General features: G+C 64.4%; 18 protein-coding genes. 10 read left to right on the forward strand and 8 right to left on the reverse strand.

Annotated features, from left to right (window positions below):
- Positions 1-5: 5 nt before the first annotated feature.
- From ccmD to ccmA, 4 genes are all read right to left on the reverse strand, one after another.
- Positions 6-191 carry a heme exporter protein CcmD gene (gene ccmD, locus IVA93_RS00790; protein WP_018459816.1) on the reverse strand — a complete coding sequence of 62 codons (186 nt, stop codon included), beginning with the start codon at positions 189-191 and terminating at the stop codon, positions 6-8.
- Positions 188-976, reverse strand: a complete 789-nt coding sequence (locus tag IVA93_RS00795) for a heme ABC transporter permease (RefSeq protein ID WP_018459817.1) — start codon at positions 974-976, stop codon at positions 188-190. The genes ccmD and IVA93_RS00795 overlap by 4 nt, the downstream gene beginning before the upstream one ends.
- Before the next feature lie 91 nt (positions 977-1,067).
- A complete protein-coding gene (gene ccmB / locus IVA93_RS00800; RefSeq protein WP_018459818.1) occupies positions 1,068-1,736 on the reverse strand; it encodes a heme exporter protein CcmB in 669 nt (222 codons plus the stop codon).
- 274 nt (positions 1,737-2,010) lie between these two features.
- Positions 2,011-2,613, reverse strand: a complete 603-nt coding sequence (ccmA, locus tag IVA93_RS00805; RefSeq protein WP_026233883.1) for a heme ABC exporter ATP-binding protein CcmA — start codon at positions 2,611-2,613, stop codon at positions 2,011-2,013.
- A 241-nt stretch (positions 2,614-2,854) separates the two neighbouring features.
- Here ccmA and acnA point away from each other — a divergent pair, with 241 nt between their 5' ends.
- The 3 genes from acnA to IVA93_RS00820 all read left to right on the forward strand — a co-directional run bounded on the left by acnA (position 2,855) and on the right by IVA93_RS00820 (position 7,547).
- The gene (gene acnA / locus IVA93_RS00810) at positions 2,855-5,575 is read left to right on the forward strand and encodes an aconitate hydratase AcnA (protein ID WP_018459820.1); all 2,721 of its coding nucleotides are present in this window, start codon (positions 2,855-2,857) and stop codon (positions 5,573-5,575) included.
- A gap of 234 nt (positions 5,576-5,809) precedes the next feature.
- Complete coding sequence (locus IVA93_RS00815) at positions 5,810-6,586, forward strand: DUF1223 domain-containing protein (RefSeq protein ID WP_026233884.1); 777 nt, start codon at positions 5,810-5,812, stop codon at positions 6,584-6,586.
- A 592-nt stretch (positions 6,587-7,178) separates the two neighbouring features.
- On the forward strand, positions 7,179-7,547 hold the full coding sequence (locus IVA93_RS00820) for a DUF2794 domain-containing protein (protein WP_018459822.1): 369 nt from the start codon (positions 7,179-7,181) through the stop codon (positions 7,545-7,547).
- 92 nt (positions 7,548-7,639) lie between these two features.
- On the opposite strand, the gene IVA93_RS00825 is transcribed toward IVA93_RS00820, so the two are convergent.
- The 4 genes from IVA93_RS00825 to IVA93_RS00840 form a co-directional block, all read right to left on the reverse strand.
- Positions 7,640-8,170 (reverse strand): GNAT family N-acetyltransferase, encoded by a 531-nt coding sequence (locus IVA93_RS00825; RefSeq protein WP_018459823.1) that lies wholly within the window; start codon positions 8,168-8,170, stop codon positions 7,640-7,642.
- 228 nt (positions 8,171-8,398) lie between these two features.
- Complete coding sequence (locus IVA93_RS00830) at positions 8,399-9,190, reverse strand: Bax inhibitor-1/YccA family protein (RefSeq protein WP_007598855.1); 792 nt, start codon at positions 9,188-9,190, stop codon at positions 8,399-8,401.
- Between the two features lie 270 nt (positions 9,191-9,460).
- The gene (locus IVA93_RS00835; RefSeq protein ID WP_018459824.1) at positions 9,461-12,031 is read right to left on the reverse strand and encodes an ABC transporter permease; all 2,571 of its coding nucleotides are present in this window, start codon (positions 12,029-12,031) and stop codon (positions 9,461-9,463) included.
- Complete coding sequence (locus IVA93_RS00840) at positions 12,028-12,750, reverse strand: ABC transporter ATP-binding protein (RefSeq protein ID WP_247789617.1); 723 nt, start codon at positions 12,748-12,750, stop codon at positions 12,028-12,030. Before IVA93_RS00840 ends, IVA93_RS00835 begins: the two co-directional genes overlap by 4 nt.
- Before the next feature lie 55 nt (positions 12,751-12,805).
- On the opposite strand from IVA93_RS00840, the gene IVA93_RS00845 reads away from it, so the two are divergent.
- The 7 genes from IVA93_RS00845 to sucD all read left to right on the forward strand — a co-directional run bounded on the left by IVA93_RS00845 (position 12,806) and on the right by sucD (position 19,526).
- The gene (locus IVA93_RS00845; protein WP_026233885.1) at positions 12,806-13,441 is read left to right on the forward strand and encodes an arylesterase; all 636 of its coding nucleotides are present in this window, start codon (positions 12,806-12,808) and stop codon (positions 13,439-13,441) included.
- Positions 13,442-13,615: 174 nt separating this feature from the next.
- A complete protein-coding gene (gene thpR / locus IVA93_RS00850; protein WP_007598862.1) occupies positions 13,616-14,152 on the forward strand; it encodes an RNA 2',3'-cyclic phosphodiesterase in 537 nt (178 codons plus the stop codon).
- Between the two features lie 217 nt (positions 14,153-14,369).
- Complete coding sequence (zapE, locus tag IVA93_RS00855; protein ID WP_085348694.1) at positions 14,370-15,554, forward strand: cell division protein ZapE; 1,185 nt, start codon at positions 14,370-14,372, stop codon at positions 15,552-15,554.
- A gap of 183 nt (positions 15,555-15,737) precedes the next feature.
- Positions 15,738-16,706 (forward strand): malate dehydrogenase, encoded by a 969-nt coding sequence (gene mdh / locus IVA93_RS00860; protein WP_007598869.1) that lies wholly within the window; start codon positions 15,738-15,740, stop codon positions 16,704-16,706.
- A 220-nt stretch (positions 16,707-16,926) separates the two neighbouring features.
- Positions 16,927-18,123: an ADP-forming succinate--CoA ligase subunit beta gene (gene sucC / locus IVA93_RS00865; protein WP_018459829.1), complete on the forward strand. Its 1,197-nt coding sequence runs from the start codon at positions 16,927-16,929 to the stop codon at positions 18,121-18,123.
- Positions 18,124-18,127: 4 nt separating this feature from the next.
- Positions 18,128-18,607 (forward strand): DUF1579 family protein, encoded by a 480-nt coding sequence (locus IVA93_RS00870; protein WP_007604324.1) that lies wholly within the window; start codon positions 18,128-18,130, stop codon positions 18,605-18,607.
- Positions 18,608-18,641: 34 nt separating this feature from the next.
- Positions 18,642-19,526, forward strand: a complete 885-nt coding sequence (sucD, locus tag IVA93_RS00875; protein WP_018459831.1) for a succinate--CoA ligase subunit alpha — start codon at positions 18,642-18,644, stop codon at positions 19,524-19,526.
- The last annotated feature ends 66 nt before the right edge of the window (positions 19,527-19,592 follow it).

Below are 19,592 nucleotides of genomic sequence, written 5' to 3' on the forward strand. Positions count from 1 at the left end.
ATCTCTCATGGCCGATCCGTCGCGCTACGGCCGGAGCGGCGGGTCACGCCGCTGCGCTCGAGCTCGCGCAGGCGCTGTGTCTGGCTACGATGATCGAGCACGATCCAGCCGATCAGGATCACGACCACAAGGGCGGCCGCGGCATAGGATGTCACGATGAAAGACGCATAGGGACCGAGCGACATGATCATGCAGCCCCAGCTTCTTTTGACGTGCTGCCTTCACGCGAGCCGGTGCCGACTTCTGCAAACGCCACACGGCTCGCCTGCATCATCTGCAGGGACCGCACGCGCCGTCGCAAAATCTCGTTGCGCATCGCAGCCAGATGCAGCGTGACGAACAGCAGGGTAAACGCGACCGCCATCACCAGCAACGGAATCAGGAATGATCTGTCGAGCGACGAGCCGCCCATCCGCATCACCGAGGCCGGCTGGTGCAGCGTGTTCCACCAGTCGACCGAGAACTTGATGATGGGCAGGTTGATGGCGCCGACTAGGGTCAGCACGGCGGCGGCGCGCGCCGCGCGGGAGGGCTCGTCGACCGCGCGCCACAGCGCCATCAGGCCGAGATACATCAGGAACAGGATCAGCACCGAGGTCAGCCGCGCGTCCCATTCCCAATAGGTGCCCCACATCGGCCGGCCCCACAGCGAGCCCGTGAGCAGCGCAAGGAAGGTGAAGCTGGCGCCGATCGGGGCGGCCGCTTTGGCGGCGACGTCGGCAAGCGGATGCCGCCACACCAGCGTGCCGAGCGAGGCAATGCTCATCACGCCCCATACGAACATCGACAGCCAGGCATTAGGCACGTGGATGAACATGATCTTTACCGTCGCGCCCTGCTGATAGTCGTCGGGTGCGGTGGCAGACTGATAGAGCCCGATCGCGAGCAGGATGATGGTCGCGGCCGCAAGCCATGGCAGCAGCCGCGCCGTCAGCGCGAGGAACCGTGTGGGGTTGGCGAGGTCGATCAGCGTCATGGTATCCTGATAATCACCGGTAAGCGCTCACGCAATCAGCACGAAAGTCCGCAGCGAAAGTTGATCGGGGTCAAGGTCAGTCCAGCCCATCTCAATCCAGCCCATGCTTCAGGCTCGCCGCAGCCGCGAAGGGGCCGATCACGAGACTGACCAGCGACAGCGCGCACAGGATCGAGAACGGCGCGCCGAACGTCATGGGTCCGACGATCGCCGCCTGCGAGGCTGCGACGCCGAAGATCAGCACCGGTATCGACAGCGGCAGCACCAGGACAGCTATCAGCAAGCCGCCACGATGCAGCGTCACCGCCAGCGCCGCACCGACCATCCCGGTAAATGTCAGCGCCGGGGTGCCGGCGAGCAGTGTCAGCGCCACAGCACCGGTTGCGACCATGTCGAGGTTGAGCAGCAGGCCGAGCACGGGGGTTGCGACGATCAGCGGCAGGCCGGCGGCCAGCCAATGCGCCAGCGCTTTCGACGCGCAGGCGAGTTCCAGCGGGGTCCGGCTCATCGTGATCAGGTCGAGCGAGCCGTCCTCGTGGTCGGCCATGAACAGCCGGTCCAGGGTCAGCAGGCTCGCCAGCAGCGCCCCCAGCCACAGGATGGCGGGTCCGAGCCGCGACAGCAGTGCCAGGTCCGGCCCCACAGCAAACGGCATCAGCACCACCACGGTCAGAAAGAACAGCACGCCAATCAACGCCCCGCCCCCGACGCGGAGCGCGATCCGGATATCCCGGCGGATGAGGGCAGACAGGGCGGTCATGCCACTGCTCCCAGAGGTGAGGAGGCAGCGTCGGCCGGTTGCGCCGGGCGAGCTGCGCTCCCTCCCCCCTTGTGGGGGAGGGCGGGGGAGGGGGGTAGCCCCGAGGAAGATGGTTCTTGGGTGCGGGCTGCTAGCAACGGAGCGCCCGCCTGCCGAACGCGAGAACCGAGAGAGTGCGCCGTGTGGCACCCCCCTCCCTGACCCTCCCCCACAAGGGGGGAGGGAACGGAGAGGGCGGAGTTCGGCCGCTTGGAAACCTGAGGGTCGACCCGAATCACGCCGCACCCCCGATCCGCAGCTCCCGCGAATCGATCCCGAGCGGGGCATGGGTGGCGGCGACGATCAGGCCGCCGCGCGCCAAGTGCCCGCGCATCAATCCGGAAAACATGTCCTGTCCCGCGACATCGAGCGCCGTGGTCGGCTCGTCCAACAGCCAGACGGGGCGGCGGACGGTGAGCAGGCGGGCCAGCGACAGCCGGCGGCGCTGGCCGGCGGACAGGAAGGCGGCGGGCAGATCGGCGGCATGGTCGAGCCCGACGGTGGCGAGTCCCTTGCCGGTGTCGAAACGCTCGCCGCCGAGAAAATCGGCCCAGAACGTCAGATTCTCCGCCACGCTCAGGGCTGGCTTCAGGGCGTCGCGATGACCCAGATAGTGGCATTGCTCCGGCAACGTCAGCTCGGCGTCACCCCCGTCCAGCGCGATCGTGCCGCTCGCCGGAATGAGCAGGCCCGCGATCAGCCTCAGCAGCGAGGTCTTGCCCGATCCGTTGCGGCCGACGACCGCCACGGCTTCGCCGGAGCCGGCCTCGAAATCGAGCGCGGAAAACACCTCGCGCCCGCCCCGCACGCAACTGACCCCGCGCCCGGAAAGCTGCATCTTGCCTCGTATCGATCCGCTCAAAGCCAGGCCTCAGGAAAACTTGGGGTAGCGTATGGGAATTTTTGGCTCGCGGATTGCCGCGGCACGATTGTGGCTGTGGCGGCGCGGTTAGAAAGCTTCTATAAGCCCGGAACTACCTGATGCGGCACTCAACCTGCCCCTGCAAGTGACTCAGCCTGCCTACGCTGACGGTGTTAAAATACCCTGCCGGGTATAACTGACAATTGGGATTTCCTACATGACCTCGCTCGACAGCTTCAAATGCAAAAAGACCCTCAAGGTCGGCGCCAAGACCTATGTCTATTACAGCCTGCCCACGGCCGAGAAGAATGGTCTGAAGGGAATTTCGAAACTCCCCTACTCGATGAAGGTTTTGCTCGAGAACCTGCTCCGCAACGAGGACGGCCGCTCGGTCAAGAAGGAAGACATCGTCGCGGTGTCGAAGTGGCTGCGCAAGAAGTCGCTGGAGCATGAGATCGCCTTCCGCCCGGCGCGCGTGCTGATGCAGGACTTCACCGGCGTGCCCGCCGTGGTCGATCTCGCCGCGATGCGCAACGCGATGCAGAAGCTCGGGGGCGACGCCGAGAAGATCAATCCGCTGGTGCCGGTCGATCTCGTCATCGACCACTCCGTGATCGTGAACTTCTTCGGGGACAACAAGGCCTTCGGCAAGAACGTCACCGAGGAATACAAGCAGAACCAGGAGCGCTACGAGTTCCTGAAATGGGGCCAGAAGGCGTTCTCGAACTTCTCCGTCGTGCCGCCCGGCACCGGCATCTGCCACCAGGTCAATCTCGAATATCTCTCCCAGACGGTGTGGACCAAGAAGGAGAAGATGACGGTCGGCAAGAAGACCGGCACCTTCGAGGTCGCGTATCCCGACTCGCTGGTTGGCACCGATTCCCACACCACCATGGTCAACGGCCTTGCCGTGCTCGGCTGGGGTGTCGGCGGCATCGAGGCGGAAGCCTGCATGCTCGGCCAGCCGCTGTCGATGCTGCTGCCCAACGTCGTCGGCTTCAAGCTGAAGGGCGCGATGAAGGAAGGCGTCACCGCGACCGACCTGGTGCTGACGGTGACGCAGATGCTGCGCAAGCTCGGCGTCGTCGGCAAGTTCGTGGAGTTCTTCGGCCCCGGCCTCGACCATCTCTCGGTCGCAGACAAGGCAACCATCGCCAACATGGCGCCCGAATATGGCGCGACCTGCGGCTTCTTCCCGGTCGATGCCGCCGCACTGGATTATCTCAAGACCTCCGGCCGCGCCTCGGCGCGCGTCGCGCTGGTGCAGGCCTATGCGAAGGCGCAAGGGCTGTTCCGTACCGCCAAGTCGCCCGATCCGGTGTTCACGGAAACGCTGACGCTCGACCTCGGTGATGTCGTGCCCTCGATGGCCGGCCCGAAGCGCCCCGAAGGCCGCATTGCGCTGCCGTCCGTGGCCGAGGGCTTTTCGCTCGCGCTCGCCAGCGAATACAAGAAGGCCGAGGAGCCGGGGAAGCGCTTCGCCGTCGACGGCAAGAACTTCGACATCGGCCATGGCGACGTCGTGATCGCCGCGATCACCTCCTGCACCAACACCTCGAACCCGAGCGTGCTGATCGGCGCCGGTCTTCTGGCGCGCAACGCCGCCGCGAAGGGCCTCAAGGCAAAGCCGTGGGTGAAGACCTCGCTCGCCCCGGGCAGCCAGGTGGTGGCGGCCTATCTTGCCGATTCCGGTCTCCAGGCCGATCTCGACAAGGTCGGCTTCAACCTGGTCGGTTTCGGCTGCACCACCTGCATCGGTAATTCAGGTCCGCTGCCCGAGGAGATCTCGAAGTCGATCAACGACAACGGCATCGTCGCGGCTGCGGTGCTCTCCGGCAATCGCAACTTCGAAGGCCGCGTCTCACCGGACGTGCAGGCGAACTATCTGGCTTCGCCGCCGCTCGTGGTCGCCCACGCGCTCGCGGGCACCGTCACCAAGAACCTCGCCGTCGAGCCGCTCGGTGAAGGCAAGGACGGCAAGCCGGTCTACCTCAAGGACATCTGGCCGACGACCAAGGAGATCAACGCCTTCATGAAGAAGTTCGTGACCGCGTCGATCTTCAAGAAGAAGTATGCCGACGTGTTCAAGGGCGACACCAACTGGCGCAAGATCAAGACGGTCGAGAGCGAAACCTATCGCTGGAACATGAGTTCGACCTATGTGCAGAACCCGCCCTATTTCGAAGGCATGAAGAAGGAGCCGGAGCCGGTCACCGACATCGTCGAGGCCCGCATCCTCGCCATGTTCGGCGACAAGATCACCACCGACCACATCTCGCCGGCCGGTTCGATCAAGCTCACCTCGCCCGCCGGCAAATATCTCAGCGAGCACCAGGTGCGTCCGGCCGACTTCAACCAGTACGGCACGCGGCGCGGCAACCACGAAGTCATGATGCGCGGCACCTTCGCCAATATCCGCATCAAGAACTTCATGCTGAAGGGCGCCGACGGCAATATTCCGGAAGGCGGTCTCACCAAGCACTGGCCCGACGGCGAGCAGATGTCGATCTACGACGCCGCGATGAAGTACCAGCAGGAGCAGGTGCCGCTGGTGGTGTTCGCCGGCGCCGAATACGGCAACGGCTCCTCGCGCGACTGGGCCGCGAAGGGCACCCGTCTGCTCGGCGTGCGCGCCGTGATCTGCCAGAGCTTCGAGCGCATCCACCGCTCCAATTTGGTCGGTATGGGCGTGCTGCCGCTGACCTTCGAGGACGGCACCTCCTGGTCGTCGCTCGGTCTGAAGGGCGACGAGAAGGTCACGCTGCGCGGCCTCGTTGGCGACCTCAAGCCGCGCCAGAAGCTGACCGCGGAGATCGTCTCCGGCGACGGTTCGCTGCAGCGCGTTTCGCTGCTCTGCCGCATCGATACGCTGGACGAACTCGAATACTACCGCAACGGCGGCATCCTGCACTACGTGCTACGCAAGCTCGCGGCGTAAGCGCGGATTTGTGAACGGTGGCTCACTGCGAAGTGAGTAGTAGGTTACACGAAGGCGGCCTATCACAAGGCCGCCTTCACGCGTTTGCGGCAGGCTTCAGATGGGCCCGCCCGGCACAGAACCTCCCCTTGTACGGTTCTTGGACGGACAACAAATGTGTGAGGCCCGTAAGATTACGGTGACCATCCGGCGGTAAGATTTCCCTCTCACGAGCAATGGTGTGCGGCGTTCGACATGACAACAATGACGGCTTCTCATCTGGTTTCACGCTGGTCCGGTGCCCTCTGGTCGGGAGCTCTTGGTCTCTGTGCAATCGTCGCCGTCATCCGCCCTGCCGAGGCTGATCCCCGCGCCGTTGTCGAGTTGTTTACCTCGCAGGGCTGCTCCTCCTGCCCGCCGGCCGACAAGATCATCGGCGACCTCGCCCGCGATCCCTCGATCATCGCGCTGAGCATGCCGATCGACTATTGGGACTATCTCGGCTGGAAGGACACATTGGCCGATTCGCGCTTCTCTGCACGGCAGCGTGCGTATTCGCGCATGCGCGGCGACCGCGAAGTCTACACGCCGCAGGTCGTGGTCAACGGCTCCACGCATGTCGTCGGCAGCGACCGCACCGGCATCGAAAGCGCCATCGGCAAAACCGAGACGGGCACTGGTGTGATGAGCGTGCCGGTGACGATGTCGCTCGCGGGCAAGCAGATCAACGTCTCGGTGGCCGCGAGCAAGGAGCCGACGGCGTCCCACGGCGAGGTCTGGATCTGCTCGATTGCGAGGTCGGTGCCGATCGCGATCAGTCGCGGCGAAAATCGCGGACAGCAAGTGATCTATCACAACGTGGTGCGCAACCTGCTGAAGGTCGGCGACTGGACCGGCCGCCCGGAAAGCTGGACGGTGCCGATCGAGAACCTCACGCGTGACGGCGTCGACGGTGCCGTGGTCTATGTCCAGGACGGCAGCCGGGAGAGACCGGGCCCGATGCTGGGCGCGGCGTACACGTCGCTGCACTGACGCGCACTTCGAATCGTCCGACTCAAGCACACTCTCAATCCTCATGGTGAGGAGGCGCGTCAGCGCCGTCTCGAACCATGCAGGCCCTGCTGAGGCAGCTCGGCCTCGATCCTTCGAGACGCCGCTTCGCGGCTCCTCAGGATGAGGGGAAAGGGTTTTTGCTGAGATGCTGAGATATCCGTCGAGGCAGAAACATCCCGACCCAAACAATTCGACTCAAACAAAAAAGGACCAACTCGCGTTGGCCCTCCTTGTCGTGCGAACAGACCCGATCCTGACGGCCCCGGGGGGCTGGGGGCTGAGGAATCCGGAACCGAAAGGACCGGGTCAACGCACATAGGTCTTTTCGCAACGCAGGGCGGCAGTCGCTTGGCGGAAAAGCGGCGACACTATGATTCCTGCTAACGATCCCGTGACGGTTTGCCGCGACAGAGTTCCACCGCTGCGTGTGGGCGGATTGGCTCCGATTCCAAGGTCCTTCCAAGGGCCCTTGCGGTGGGGAACAGTTGGCGCAATCATGCAACCGTCATGATCCGCGGTCGAGGGACGGTCTTCGCGGACGCGGTCATGCTGATGCGACAGGAGGCGGCCTATGAGTCTGTCGGAGGATACCGATCCGAGCGAACAGCGTGCGGCGGCGCGCCCCGCCGCTTCGAATGCGCAACTGAGCCGCGTGACGTTCAACCGGCTCGAGCTGCACCGTATTCTCAATCTCTACGGCCGGATGGTTGCCGAAGGCGAGTGGCGCGACTATGCCATCGACTTCCTCAGGGATCGCGCTGTGTTCTCGGTCTTTCGCCGCGCCTCGGAAGTGCCGATCTATCGTATCGAGAAGGATCCGCGCCTCGCGCGCAAGCAGGGCATGTACAGCGTGATCTCGGCGACGGGCTTGATCCTGCGCCGCGGCCACGAACTGGAGCGCGTGCTCCTGGTGATCGATCGCAAATTGGCGGTGGTGTAGCAGGGATCCAGTAGCCCGGATGAGCGTAGCGACATCCGGGTCTTTGCTTGCAGCGTTCCCGGGTATCGCTTCGCTCACCCGGGCTACGGGCCTTACTTCCCCGGCACGCTCTTGGCGCCCTCGCCGAGGCTCCGCTGCATCATTACCGTGTCCAGCCAGCGGCCGAATTTCAGCCCGACGCTGGGATGCGTGCCGATCATTTTGAAGCCGGCCCTGGTGTGCACGCCGATCGAGCCGGCATTGGTGGAATCCCCAATTACCGCGATCATCTGACGGAAGCCGCGTGCCTCGCATTCGACGATCAGCCGCTCCAGCAGGAGCGCCCCGATGCCGCGGCGGTGGAAGGATGGATCGAGATAGATCGAGTTCTCGACCGTGAAGCGGTAGGCCGGGCGGGGCCGGTAGGCACCGGCATAGGCGTAGCCGGCGACGCGCCCGTCGAGGATGGCGACGAAATAGGGGTAGCCGCCGTCGATCAGCGTGCGGTAGCGGCGCGTCATCTCGGCAAGGTCGGGCGGCTCCAGCTCGAACGTCGCGGTGCCCTCGCGGACAGCCTGCCGATAGATGGCCGTGATGGCGGGGAGGTCGGCCTCGGTGGTGGGCCTGATATCGGGTGCGGACATGCCGCAAGATTAGAGCCTTCCCGGGGCGGCTGGAAGAGGCAACCGTGCTTCCTCATACTCCGTCCTTGCGAGGAGCCCTTGCGACGAAGCAATCCAGAAATGCACCAGCGGAGGGACTCTGGATTGCTTCGCTGCGCTCGCAATGACGGTGGGTGTTGAGAGGCTCGCCCCAAACAAAAACCCCGGCCTCTCGGCCGGGGGTTGCTGTCGTCCACTCTGGGCTGGCGCTTAGTCGCGCTGGCCGAGGAGCTGCAGGAGCAGCGTGAACAAGTTGATGAAGTTCAGGTACAGCGACAGCGCGCCGGTGATGGCCGCACGCTCTGCGATGTCACCGCCGGCCGAAGCGTAACCGTAGATGTAGTCGTTCTTCAGCCGCTGGGTATCCCAGGCGGTGAGGCCCGCGAACACCAGCACGCCGACCACCGACACGACGAACTGCAGCACCGAGCTCGCCAGGAACAGGTTCACCAGGCTCGCGATGACGATGCCGATCAGGCCCATGAACAGGAACGAACCCATTCCGCTCATGTCACGCTTGGTGGTGTAACCGTAGAGGCTGAGCGCGCCGAAAGTCGCCGCGGTGATGAAGAACACCCGGACGATCGAGGTGTGCGTGAACACCAGGAAGATCGAGGACAGCGAGACGCCCATCAGTGCCGCGAACACCCAGAACAGGATCTGGGCGGTCGAAGGAGCGAGCCGGTTGATGCCTGCCGAGATCACGAACACCATGGCGAGCGGCGCGAGCATGAACAGCCACTTCAGGGGGCTGACGAACATCGCGTAGCCGAACGGCGTCAGGAACAGCTTGCCGACCCGCACGGCTTCCGGGGTCGGAACGTCCGTCACGGCGGCCATGTAGACGCCGAGGGCGGCAAGGCCGGTGATGGCCAGGCCGATGCTCATGTAGTTGTAGATGCGCAGCATGTAGGCGCGCAGGCCGGCATCGACCGTCGCGGCGTCAACACGCCCGGCGGCCCTGCCGAAAGGAGAAGCGTAATTGCGGTCTAGGTCCGACATGGTCGAATTCCCGTTGGTTGGTCCGGTCCGGCATGAGGGTCGCCATGCCGCCGGTTCGTCAAATTCTATCTCGGATACCGATGTCTGCCGACTAAATTTTGGCTAACAATCGGGGCTCCGAACCCATTCGATATGTGGGAAACTAACACATTCGCTGCAACCGTCCACGCGCGGCTGAATGTCGCCCTTACCTGCAATCCAGACGAGCGGACGTGGTTAATCGCTGGAATCGTGCGATTTCGCTCCCGTGCCGCCGCCCGCTACCATTTGTCACAAATTCCGCAACACCGTGGCGGGCTTTTTGTTCAACGCCAGCAGGGTGCCGGCGAGCCCGAGGCCGACCGTGACGACCAAGGCAGCCGCGACCACGCCGGCTGCGCTGCCGCCCTGCCAGACGAAAGTGAGGGTCATCAGCCGGGTCACGATCATCCAGGCCGCGACGCTGCCGGCGAAAACGCCGAAGACCGCGGTGGCAAGCCCGATCAGGAGGTATTCGAGCGCATAGGCGCCGAGCAGCCGCAGCCGGGTCGCGCCCAGGGTCTTGAGGATCACCGCATCGTAGACCCGGTGGCGATGGCCGGCGGCGAGCGCGCCGCCGAGCACCAGGATCGCCGAGATCAGGGTCACCGCGCTGGCGCCGCGGATCGCCAGCGCCAGGTTGGTCACGACCGAGCCGACCGTCTCCATCACCTCGCGCACGCGCACGCTCGTCACCATCGGATAGGCGTCAGCGACCTCCTTGATGATCTTGCCGTCGCCGGCCGCATCGCCGCCGGCTTCCGTCAGCGTCGCGATGTGGGTGTGCGGCGCGCCCTTGAATGCGTTCGGCGAGAACACGAGGACGAAATTGATGCCGAGGCCCTGCCAGTCGATGCTGCGCAGATTGCTGATCTTCGCGGGGATGTCGCGGCCGAGGATATTGACCACGACCTCGTCGCCGACCTTGAGGCCGAGTCCGTCCGCGATCTTCTTCTCCATCGAAACCAGCGGCGGGCCGGAATAATCGGCGCTCCACCACTCGCCCTCGACCACCTTGGAGCCCTTCGGCAGCTCGGCGGTATAGGTCAGGCCGCGGTCGCTCTGCAGCACCCACTCGGAATCGGTGCTGGGCTTGAGCTCCTCGGCGCGGACACCACGGGCTCCGACGATCCGTCCGCGCAGCATCGGCACGTCGTCGACTTTCGCGCCAGGGGCGATCTGGCGCAGGTATGTGTCGAACTGCTCGGCCTGCGTGCTCGGAATGTCGATGAAGAAGAACGATGGCGCGTGCTCGGGCAGCGCCGCCAGGAACTGCCGGCGCAGATTGCCGTCGATCTGGGTGATGGTGACGAGCACGGCGAGCCCGAGCCCGAGCGACAGCACGACCGAGGGCGTCAGCGCGCCCGGCCGGTGGATGTTGGCAATCGCAAGTCGCAGCATCGGCCATCGCGTGCGCGGCAGCCGCCGTGCGATCGTCATCAGCAGGGCGGCAATGCCGCGGAGCAGCGCGAACACGACCACGGAGGAGGCCACGAACACCGCGGCGATGCGCTTGTCGAAGGACAGCCCGATCACGACCGCGATGAGCAGCGCGATCACGACGGCCATGAAGACGAGATAGCTCCAGCGTGGCCGATGCCATTCGGAGCTGATGGTGTCGCGGAACAGCGCCGCCACCGGCACGTCGTGCACTCGCCCGAGCGGCCACAGGCCGAAGGCAAGCGCCGTGAGCAGCCCGTAGACGAACGACAGCGCGAGCTCGTCGGCATGCACCGCCGGCACCACCGGCAGGGGCAGCAGCTTGCCGAATAGGCCGACGATCGCGAACGGCATGGCGGCGCCTAGTGCGAGGCCGATCACTGAGCCGATCGCGGCGAGCAGGAGAACCTGGGCGAGATAGATGCCGAACACGTCGCGCCCGGTGGCGCCGACGGCCTTGAAGGCCGCGATCACCTCGAGCTTGTGGTCGATATGGGCCTTGACGGCATTGGCAACGCCGACGCCGCCGACCAGCAGCGCGGCGAGGCCGACCAGCGTCAGGAACTGCGTGAAGCGGTTGATGTTGCGCTCGAGCTGCGGCGAGGCATTGGAGCGGCTGCGGACCTCCCAGCCGGCCTGCGGCGCGGCGTTGCGGGCGTCCGCGATGAAGGCGTCGGTGGCGCGCTCGTTGTTGGCGATCTCCGGCAGCTTCACACGATAGACCCAGCGCACCAGGCTGCCGGGTTGGACGAGCCCTGTCGCGCGCAGGCCCGCTTCGCTGATCAGGAAGCGCGGGCCGAAGCCGATGCCGCCTGCGAGCTTGTCGGGCTCGGCTTCGACGGCGCTGCGGATCTGGAACGTCGCAGCCCCGACGGTGACGCGATCGCCGGTCTTGAGCGACAGCCGCGCCAGCAGTGTCGGATCGGCGGCCGCGCCGAACGCGCCGTCGCGCTCCGCGAGCAACTCGGACATCGGCAGCGGCGGCGCCAGCGTCAGCTGGCCCAGCATCGGATAGGTGTCGTCGACCGCCTTCATCTCGACCAGGGCCAGCTTGCCCTCGGCCGAGCGCGCCATGCCGCGCAGTGTGGCGGCGCTCGAGACGGTGCCGCGCGAACGCAGGAAGGCGACTTCCTCCGGCTTCGCCTCGCGCTGAAACAGGACGAACGACACGTCGCCGCCGAGCAGCGTACGGCCTTCGCGGGCGAGGCCGTCGCTCAGGCTCGCCGAGACCGAGCCGACGCCAGCGATGGCCATCACGCCGAGCGCGATGCAGGCAATGAAGACGTAGAAGCCGCGCAGGCCGCCGCGCAATTCGCGCAGCGCGTAACGCAGCGACAGCGCGACGCCGTTGGGCTTCGCAAACGGTGCGGCAGCAGCACTCATGCCGGCGCCGACTGCGTGTCGATGCGCCCCGAACGGAGGCGGATCACGCGATCGCAGCGCTGCGCGAGCGAAGAATCGTGCGTGACCAGCACCAGCGTCATGCCGCGCTCGGCATGCTTGCTGAACAGGAGGTCGACGATCTGTTGTCCCGTGGCTTCGTCGAGATTGCCGGTCGGCTCGTCGGCGACGAGGATCGCTGGATCGGGTGCCAGTGCGCGGGCCAGCGCCACGCGCTGCTGCTCGCCGCCGGAGAGTTGGGTCGGATAATGATGCAGACGGTCGCCGAGCCCGACCGATTGCAGCTCCTGCGCCGCGCGCTTTGCGGCGTCGGGATTGCCCGCAAGCTCGAGCGGCACCGCGACATTCTCCAGCGCGGTCATGGTCGGGATCAAATGGAAGGACTGGAAGACGATGCCGACCTGGCGGCCGCGGAAGCGGGCCAGTGCGTCCTCGTCGAGGGCATTGAAAGGCGTGCCGTTGACCACCACCTCTCCGCTATCAGGACACTCCAGCCCCGCCATCACCATCAGCAGCGTGGATTTGCCCGAACCTGACGGGCCGATCAGGCCGATCGTCTCGCTCCGGCCCACGCGCAAGCTGATATCCTTGAGGATGTGAACGCGTGCCGCGCCCGTACCCAATGACAGATTGACGTTGGAGATGGCGATGGTGTCGGCCGAACTGTCGGCGAGCGAAGAGGAAGAGATGCGAGTGTCCATGGTCCGGTCATATGGCAACTCCGCCCGCGCGGTCGAGAGGCGTTACGGATTGTTCATGCACATAGCCGTGTTGATGTTCGCTTTGATGACCGTCGCAAATCCGGCATGGGCTGAGGCGGCGAAACCGATCAAGCTGGTGGTTCTCGGCGATTCCCTGAGCGCGGGTCTTGGCCTCCCGGCCCAGGAAGCGTTCCCCACAAAGCTTCAAAAAGCTTTACAAGACAAAGGCATAGAGGTCGGCATGACCAATGCCGGGGTATCCGGCGACACCTCCTCGGGGGGCCGTGACCGGCTCGACTGGTCGGTCCCTGACGGAACCGACGGTGTGATCATCGAGCTCGGCGCCAATGATGCGTTGCGCGGCATCGATCCCGATTTGACCCGCACCGCGCTGACCGAGATCGTCCAGCGCCTCAAGGCGCGCAAGATCGCGGTGATGCTGTGCGGCATGCTGGCGCCGCCGAATTACGGCGCGGATTATGCTGCGCGCTTCAATTCGATTTATCCGGATCTGGCGAAAAAATTCGGCGTGCCGCTCTATCCGTTTTTTCTCGATGGTGTCGCGGCCGATGCCAAGCTCAACCAGGCCGACGGCATTCATCCGACCGCGGCCGGCGTCGATATCATCGTCAAGAATATCTTGCCTACGGTTGAGGCATTCCTTGGCACCATCGCTGAGCAACGGCGTTGAAAACCAGGCAGCGCTAACCGTAATTCCCAGGGTTTTACCGGAGTAAGGCGCGCGATGCTTCGCAGGGTCACACAACTGCGATAGGAATTAGGGTACCGGTGATTCGTCGCCGGCTCTAAAATTTGGATATGATCTTGCCCTGGGATCATGCCCAAGCATCGGGAGTGCGAAACGATGCCGCGTTTGTTCACTGGTCTGGAAATTCCGGCCGAGATTGGCCAGTCGCTTTCCAATTTGCGGGGCGGCCTTCCCGGCGCCCGCTGGATCGATCCCGAAAATTACCATGTCACCCTGCGCTTCATCGGCAATATCGATGGCATGTCCGCCAACGAAATCGCCTCGATGCTGTTTCGCGTCGACCGTAAGCCGTTCGAGGTGAAGGTGCAGGGTTTGCAGAGTTTCGGCGGACGCAAGCCGCGCGCGGTGGTCGCCACCATCGTGCCGAGCAAGCCGCTGATGGAATTGCAGGCCGAGCTCGAGCGCCTGATGCAGCGGATCGGCCTCGACCCGGAAGGCCGCAAGTTCATCCCGCATGTCACGCTGGCCCGGCTGCACGACGCCACCGACCGTGACGTCGCCGATTATCTCTCGCTGCGTGGCTATTTTCCCAGCAAGGCATTCACGGCCGAACGTTTTGTTTTGTTCTCGTCCCGCGCCTCAACCGGCGGCGGCCCGTATGTGGTCGAGGACGCCTACGAGCTGTGTGAGTAGCGAAGCTCTCGTGCCCCGGACGCTGCGCAGCGCGAAGCGGTGCGCTGCAGAGCCGGGGCCCATTACGCGGCGATAGACGAACGGTCCTGTACGAAACAGTCGGTCCCGGCTCTGCGCAGCGTCACTGCGTGCCGCAGCGCGTCCGGGACACGGAATGCATGGCGCCCCGCCCCAATTCACGGCTTGCAATTTCCGCTCATCTCTGGCGGTAAAGAGCATGCTCTCGACCCCCAGTTCCTCATTCCGCGAGGCCTATCAGGCCCAGATCGCGTCCGGCGCGATCGAGCCCGACGCTGCGCAGGCTGAAATCGCCGACGCCTATGCCGCGCTCGACCAGCGGCTCGCCGATTACAAGCCGCCGCGCAAGCAGGGCCTGCTCAGCCGCCTGTTCAGCAGCGACAAGGACGAGGCGCCGCACGGGCTCTACGTCCATGGCGAGGTCGGCCGCGGCAAGACCATGCTGATGGATCTGTTCTTCCAGCACTCGACAGTCGAGCACAAGAGGCGCGCCCATTTCCACGAATTCATGGCCGAGGTGCACGAGCGCATCTACGATTATCGCCAGGGCATCGCGCGCGGCGAGATTGGCGACGGCGACGTCATCGCGCTGACCGCGCATGCGATTTTCGAGGAGAGCTGGCTGCTCTGTTTCGACGAATTCCACGTCACCGACATCGCGGACGCGATGATCTTGGGCCGCCTGTTCGCAAAGCTGCTGGAGCTCGGCACCGTGGTGGTCGCGACCTCCAACGTCGCGCCTGACGACCTCTACAAGGGCGGCCTGAACCGTTCGCTGTTTCTGCCCTTCATCAGGCAGATCACCGACCACATGGACGTGCTGCGGCTCGACGCGCGCACCGACTTCCGGCTGGAAAAACTTCAGGGCGTACCGATGTGGCTGACGCCGGCAGACACCGAGGCGGACGCCGCGCTCGACCGCGCCTGGTCGAAGATGTCAGGCGGCGCCAAATGCAAGTCGCGCGATATTTCGATCAAGGGCCGCATCCTGCACGTGCCGTGCTCGGCCCACGGCGTGGCGCGCTTCACGTTCGCCGATCTCTGCGACAAGCCGCTCGGGGCATCCGACTATCTCAGGCTGGCGCACGACTATCACACCATCCTGGTCGACCATATTCCAGTGATGGATTTCTCCCAGCGCAACGCCGCCAAGCGTTTCATTACGTTGATCGACACGCTGTATGACAATGCCGTGAAGCTGATGGCCTCCGCCGATGCCAACCCGATCTCGCTCTATCTTGCCAATGAGGGCAACGAGGCCAACGAGTTCAAGCGCACCGCGTCGCGCCTGATCGAAATGAGCTCGGAATCCTATCTGGCGCTGCCTCACGGCCGCAAGGATTCCACCGCCAGCGGCTCGACCAAGGGCTTGGTCGAGACTTAAGTCCTATTTGCCAGCGCTGTCATTCCGGACTCGGCGCTTCCCCAAGCCCCGGAATGACAAGGTTGCGCTTGAATACGCGGCAAGCCCGACAATTGGGCAACCCGTGACTTGAACGGGGGAGGCGAAAGGGATAACCACCCGTCTCAGTTTTCCCCTCCTTACGTGTCTAAAGGACAGGCTCACATGGCGCGCGACAAGATTGCTTTGATTGGCTCCGGTCAGATCGGCGGAACGCTGGCTCATCTCATCGGCCTGAAAGAGCTGGGCGACGTGGTGATGTTCGACATCGCCGAGGGCGTGCCGCAGGGCAAGGCGCTCGACATCGCGCAGTCCTCGCCGGTCGACGGCTTTGACGCGCACTACACCGGCGCGAACTCCTACGAGGCGCTCGACAACGCAAAGGTCTGCATCGTCACCGCCGGCGTGCCGCGCAAGCCCGGCATGAGCCGCGACGACCTCCTCTCCATCAACCTCAAGGTCATGGAACAGGTCGGCGCCGGCATCAAGAAGTACGCTCCCGACGCCTTCGTCATCTGCATCACCAACCCGCTCGACGCGATGGTCTGGGCCCTGCAGAAGGCCAGCGGCCTGCCGCACAAGAAGGTCGTCGGCATGGCCGGCGTGCTGGATTCGTCGCGCTTCCGCTACTTCCTGGCCGACGAGTTCAACGTTTCGGTCGAAGACGTCACCGCCTTCGTGCTGGGCGGCCATGGCGACACCATGGTGCCGCTGGTAAAATACTCCACCGTCGCCGGCATCCCGTTGCCCGATCTCGTCAAGATGGGCTGGACCTCGCAGGCGCGCCTCGACGAGATCGTCGACCGCACCCGCAACGGCGGCGCCGAGATCGTCAATCTGCTCAAGACCGGCTCGGCCTTCTATGCTCCGGCGGCTTCCGCGATCGCGATGGCCGAGAGCTATCTGCGTGACAAGAAGCGCGTGCTGGCCTCGGCCGCCTACCTGAACGGCGAATACGGCGTGAAGGACATGTATGTCGGCGTGCCCGTCGTGATCGGCTCCAAGGGCGTCGAGCGCGTCGTCGAGATCGAGCTCGTCGGCAAGGACCGCGAAGCCTTCGACAAGTCGGTCGGCGCAGTGCAGGGTCTGGTTGACGCCTGCAAGAAGATCGCGCCCGATCTTCTGGGCCGCTAAACCCAACATTCCCCGCCGAAGATCGAAAAACCGGTCTTCGGCGGTTTCACTTCCGGGCCCCCGCTGCAACTCTTGTAGAGGACGGGGCGGGCTCCGGATCGGCAGTCCAGAGATCGATGTCAGAGAATCCGGGTTGCAGTTCCTGTGGTATATGGTATGCCAGCCACAAGACTGAGGTGGGCCTACGAGGTCACCGCCCGCGGGTTCAGGGAGCGACTAAATGAATATCCATGAATATCAGGCCAAAGCGCTGCTGAACGAGTTCGGTGTCGCGATCTCGAAGGGCGTTCCGGTCCTGAAGGCAACCGATGCGGACGCGGCGGCAAAGGCACTCCCGGGCCCGGTCTGGGTCGTGAAGAGCCAGATCCACGCCGGCGGCCGCGGCAAGGGCAAGTTCAAGGAAGCGTCGGCCGGCGACAAGGGCGGCGTCCGCATCGCCAAGTCGGCCGCGGAAGTTTCCGAATTCGCCAAGCAGATGCTCGGCGCAACGCTCGTCACCATCCAGACCGGACCCGCCGGCAAGCAGGTCAACCGCCTCTACATCGAGGACGGCTCAGACATCGACAAGGAATTCTACCTCTCGATCCTGGTCGACCGCGAGACCTCCCGCGTCTCCTTCGTGGTGTCGACTGAGGGCGGCGTCAACATCGAGGACGTCGCGCACAACACGCCTGAGAAGATCGTGACCTTCTCGATCGATCCCGCGACCGGCATCATGGGCCATCACGGCCGCACCGTCGCGAACGCGCTGAAACTCTCCGGCGATCTCGCCAAGCAGGCCGAGAAGCTCACCGCGCAGCTCTACGCGGCCTTCGTCGCGAAGGACATGTCGATGCTGGAGATCAACCCGCTCGTCGTGACCAAGCAGGGCCAGCTCCGCGTGCTCGACGCCAAGGTGTCGTTCGACGACAACGCCCTGTTTCGTCACCCCGAGGTGCTCGCGCTGCGCGACGAGACCGAGGAAGACGCCAAGGAAATCGAGGCGTCCAAATACGACCTCAACTACGTCACCCTCGACGGCAATATCGGCTGCATGGTCAACGGCGCCGGTCTCGCGATGGCGACGATGGACATCATCAAGCTCTACGGCATGGCGCCGGCGAACTTCCTCGACGTCGGCGGCAGCGCCAGCAAGGAAAAGGTCGCGGCCGCCTTCAAGATCATCACCGCGGATCCCAACGTGAAGGGCATCCTGGTCAACATCTTCGGTGGCATCATGAAGTGCGACGTGATCGCCGAGGGCGTCACGGCCGCCGTGCGTGAAGTCGGCCTCAGCGTGCCGCTGGTGGTTCGCCTCGAAGGCACCAATGTCGAGCTGGGCAAAAAGATCATTCGTGAATCCGGCCTGAACGTGGTGCCGGCCGACAATCTCGACGACGCCGCGCAGAAGATCGTGAAGGCCGTCAAGGGAGGCTGAGGCCATGACTCAGGACCATCTCGCTGCATCATCCCCGCTGCCGGAGCACGCGCGTCTTGCCGCGTTCGCCGGTGAATGGAATGGCGAAGAGGTGGTCTTTCCGTCGCGCTGGACGGAGGGTGGAACGGCGACTTCTCGCGTCGTGGCCCACATGGATCTCAATGGCTTCTATCTGATCCAGGACTCGGTCCAGACCCGCGACGGCAAGCAGAGCTTCGCCACCCACGGCATCTTCACCTTCGACCGCGAAGACCGGACCTACAAATTGTTCTGGTACGACTCGCTCGGCTACACGCCGCCTTCGCCCGCCTCCGGCGGGTGGGTCGGCAAGACCCTGACGCTGGTGCGCGGCTCGCTCCGCGGCAATGCGCGCCACGTCTATGAAATCATCGACGACGATTCCTATTCGTTGAAGATCCAGTTCTCGCCGGACGCAGAAGGCTGGGCCGACGTGCTCACCGGCGTCTACCGCCGCATCCACTGACCTCTCACTCGTTAGTTTCGCGAAAGCAGACCTCATGTCCATCCTGATCGACAAGAACACCAAGGTCATCTGCCAGGGCTTTACCGGCAAGAACGGCACCTTCCATTCGGAGGCCGCGATTGCCTATGGCACCAAGATGGTCGGCGGCACCTCGCCCGGCAAAGGCGGCGCGACGCATCTGGGGCTGCCGGTGTTCGACACCGTGCGCGAGGCGCGTGAGAAGACCGGTGCCGATGCATCGGTGATCTATGTGCCGCCGCCGGGCGCGGCCGATGCGATCTGCGAAGCCATCGACGCCGAGATCCCGCTGATCGTCTGCATCACGGAAGGTATCCCGGTCATCGACATGGTCAGGGTGAAGCGTTCGCTGGCCGGCTCCAAGTCGCGCCTGATCGGGCCGAACTGCCCGGGCGTCATGACCGCCGGCGAGTGCAAGATCGGCATCATGCCAGCCAACATCTTCAAGACCGGCAGCGTCGGCATCGTCTCCCGCTCCGGCACGCTGACCTACGAAGCCGTGTTCCAGACCACCCAGGAAGGCCTCGGCCAGACCACCGCGGTCGGCATCGGCGGCGACCCGGTCAAGGGAACCGAGTTTATCGACGTGCTGGAAATGCTGCTCGGCGACCCCAAGACCGAGTCGATCATCATGATCGGCGAGATCGGCGGTTCCGCCGAGGAGGACGCCGCCCAGTTCCTCAAGGACGAGGCCAAGCGCGGCCGCAAGAAGCCGATGGTCGGTTTCATCGCCGGTGTCACGGCCCCTCCCGGCCGTCGCATGGGCCACGCCGGTGCGATCATTTCGGGCGGCAAGGGCGACGCCGGTTCCAAGACCGACGCGATGAAATCGGCTGGAATTACAGTGTCGCCATCTCCCGCGCGCCTCGGCCACACGCTTGCCGAAAAATTGAAATCTTGATTCACACCTTCGTAATTTTCCGGGCGAAGTTTCGCAGCAAATAGGGTAAATGGTGCCTGTCGCGCT

It is taken from the genome of Bradyrhizobium sp. 155, from assembly GCF_023101105.1.
Lineage (GTDB): Bacteria > Pseudomonadota > Alphaproteobacteria > Rhizobiales > Xanthobacteraceae > Bradyrhizobium > Bradyrhizobium canariense_D.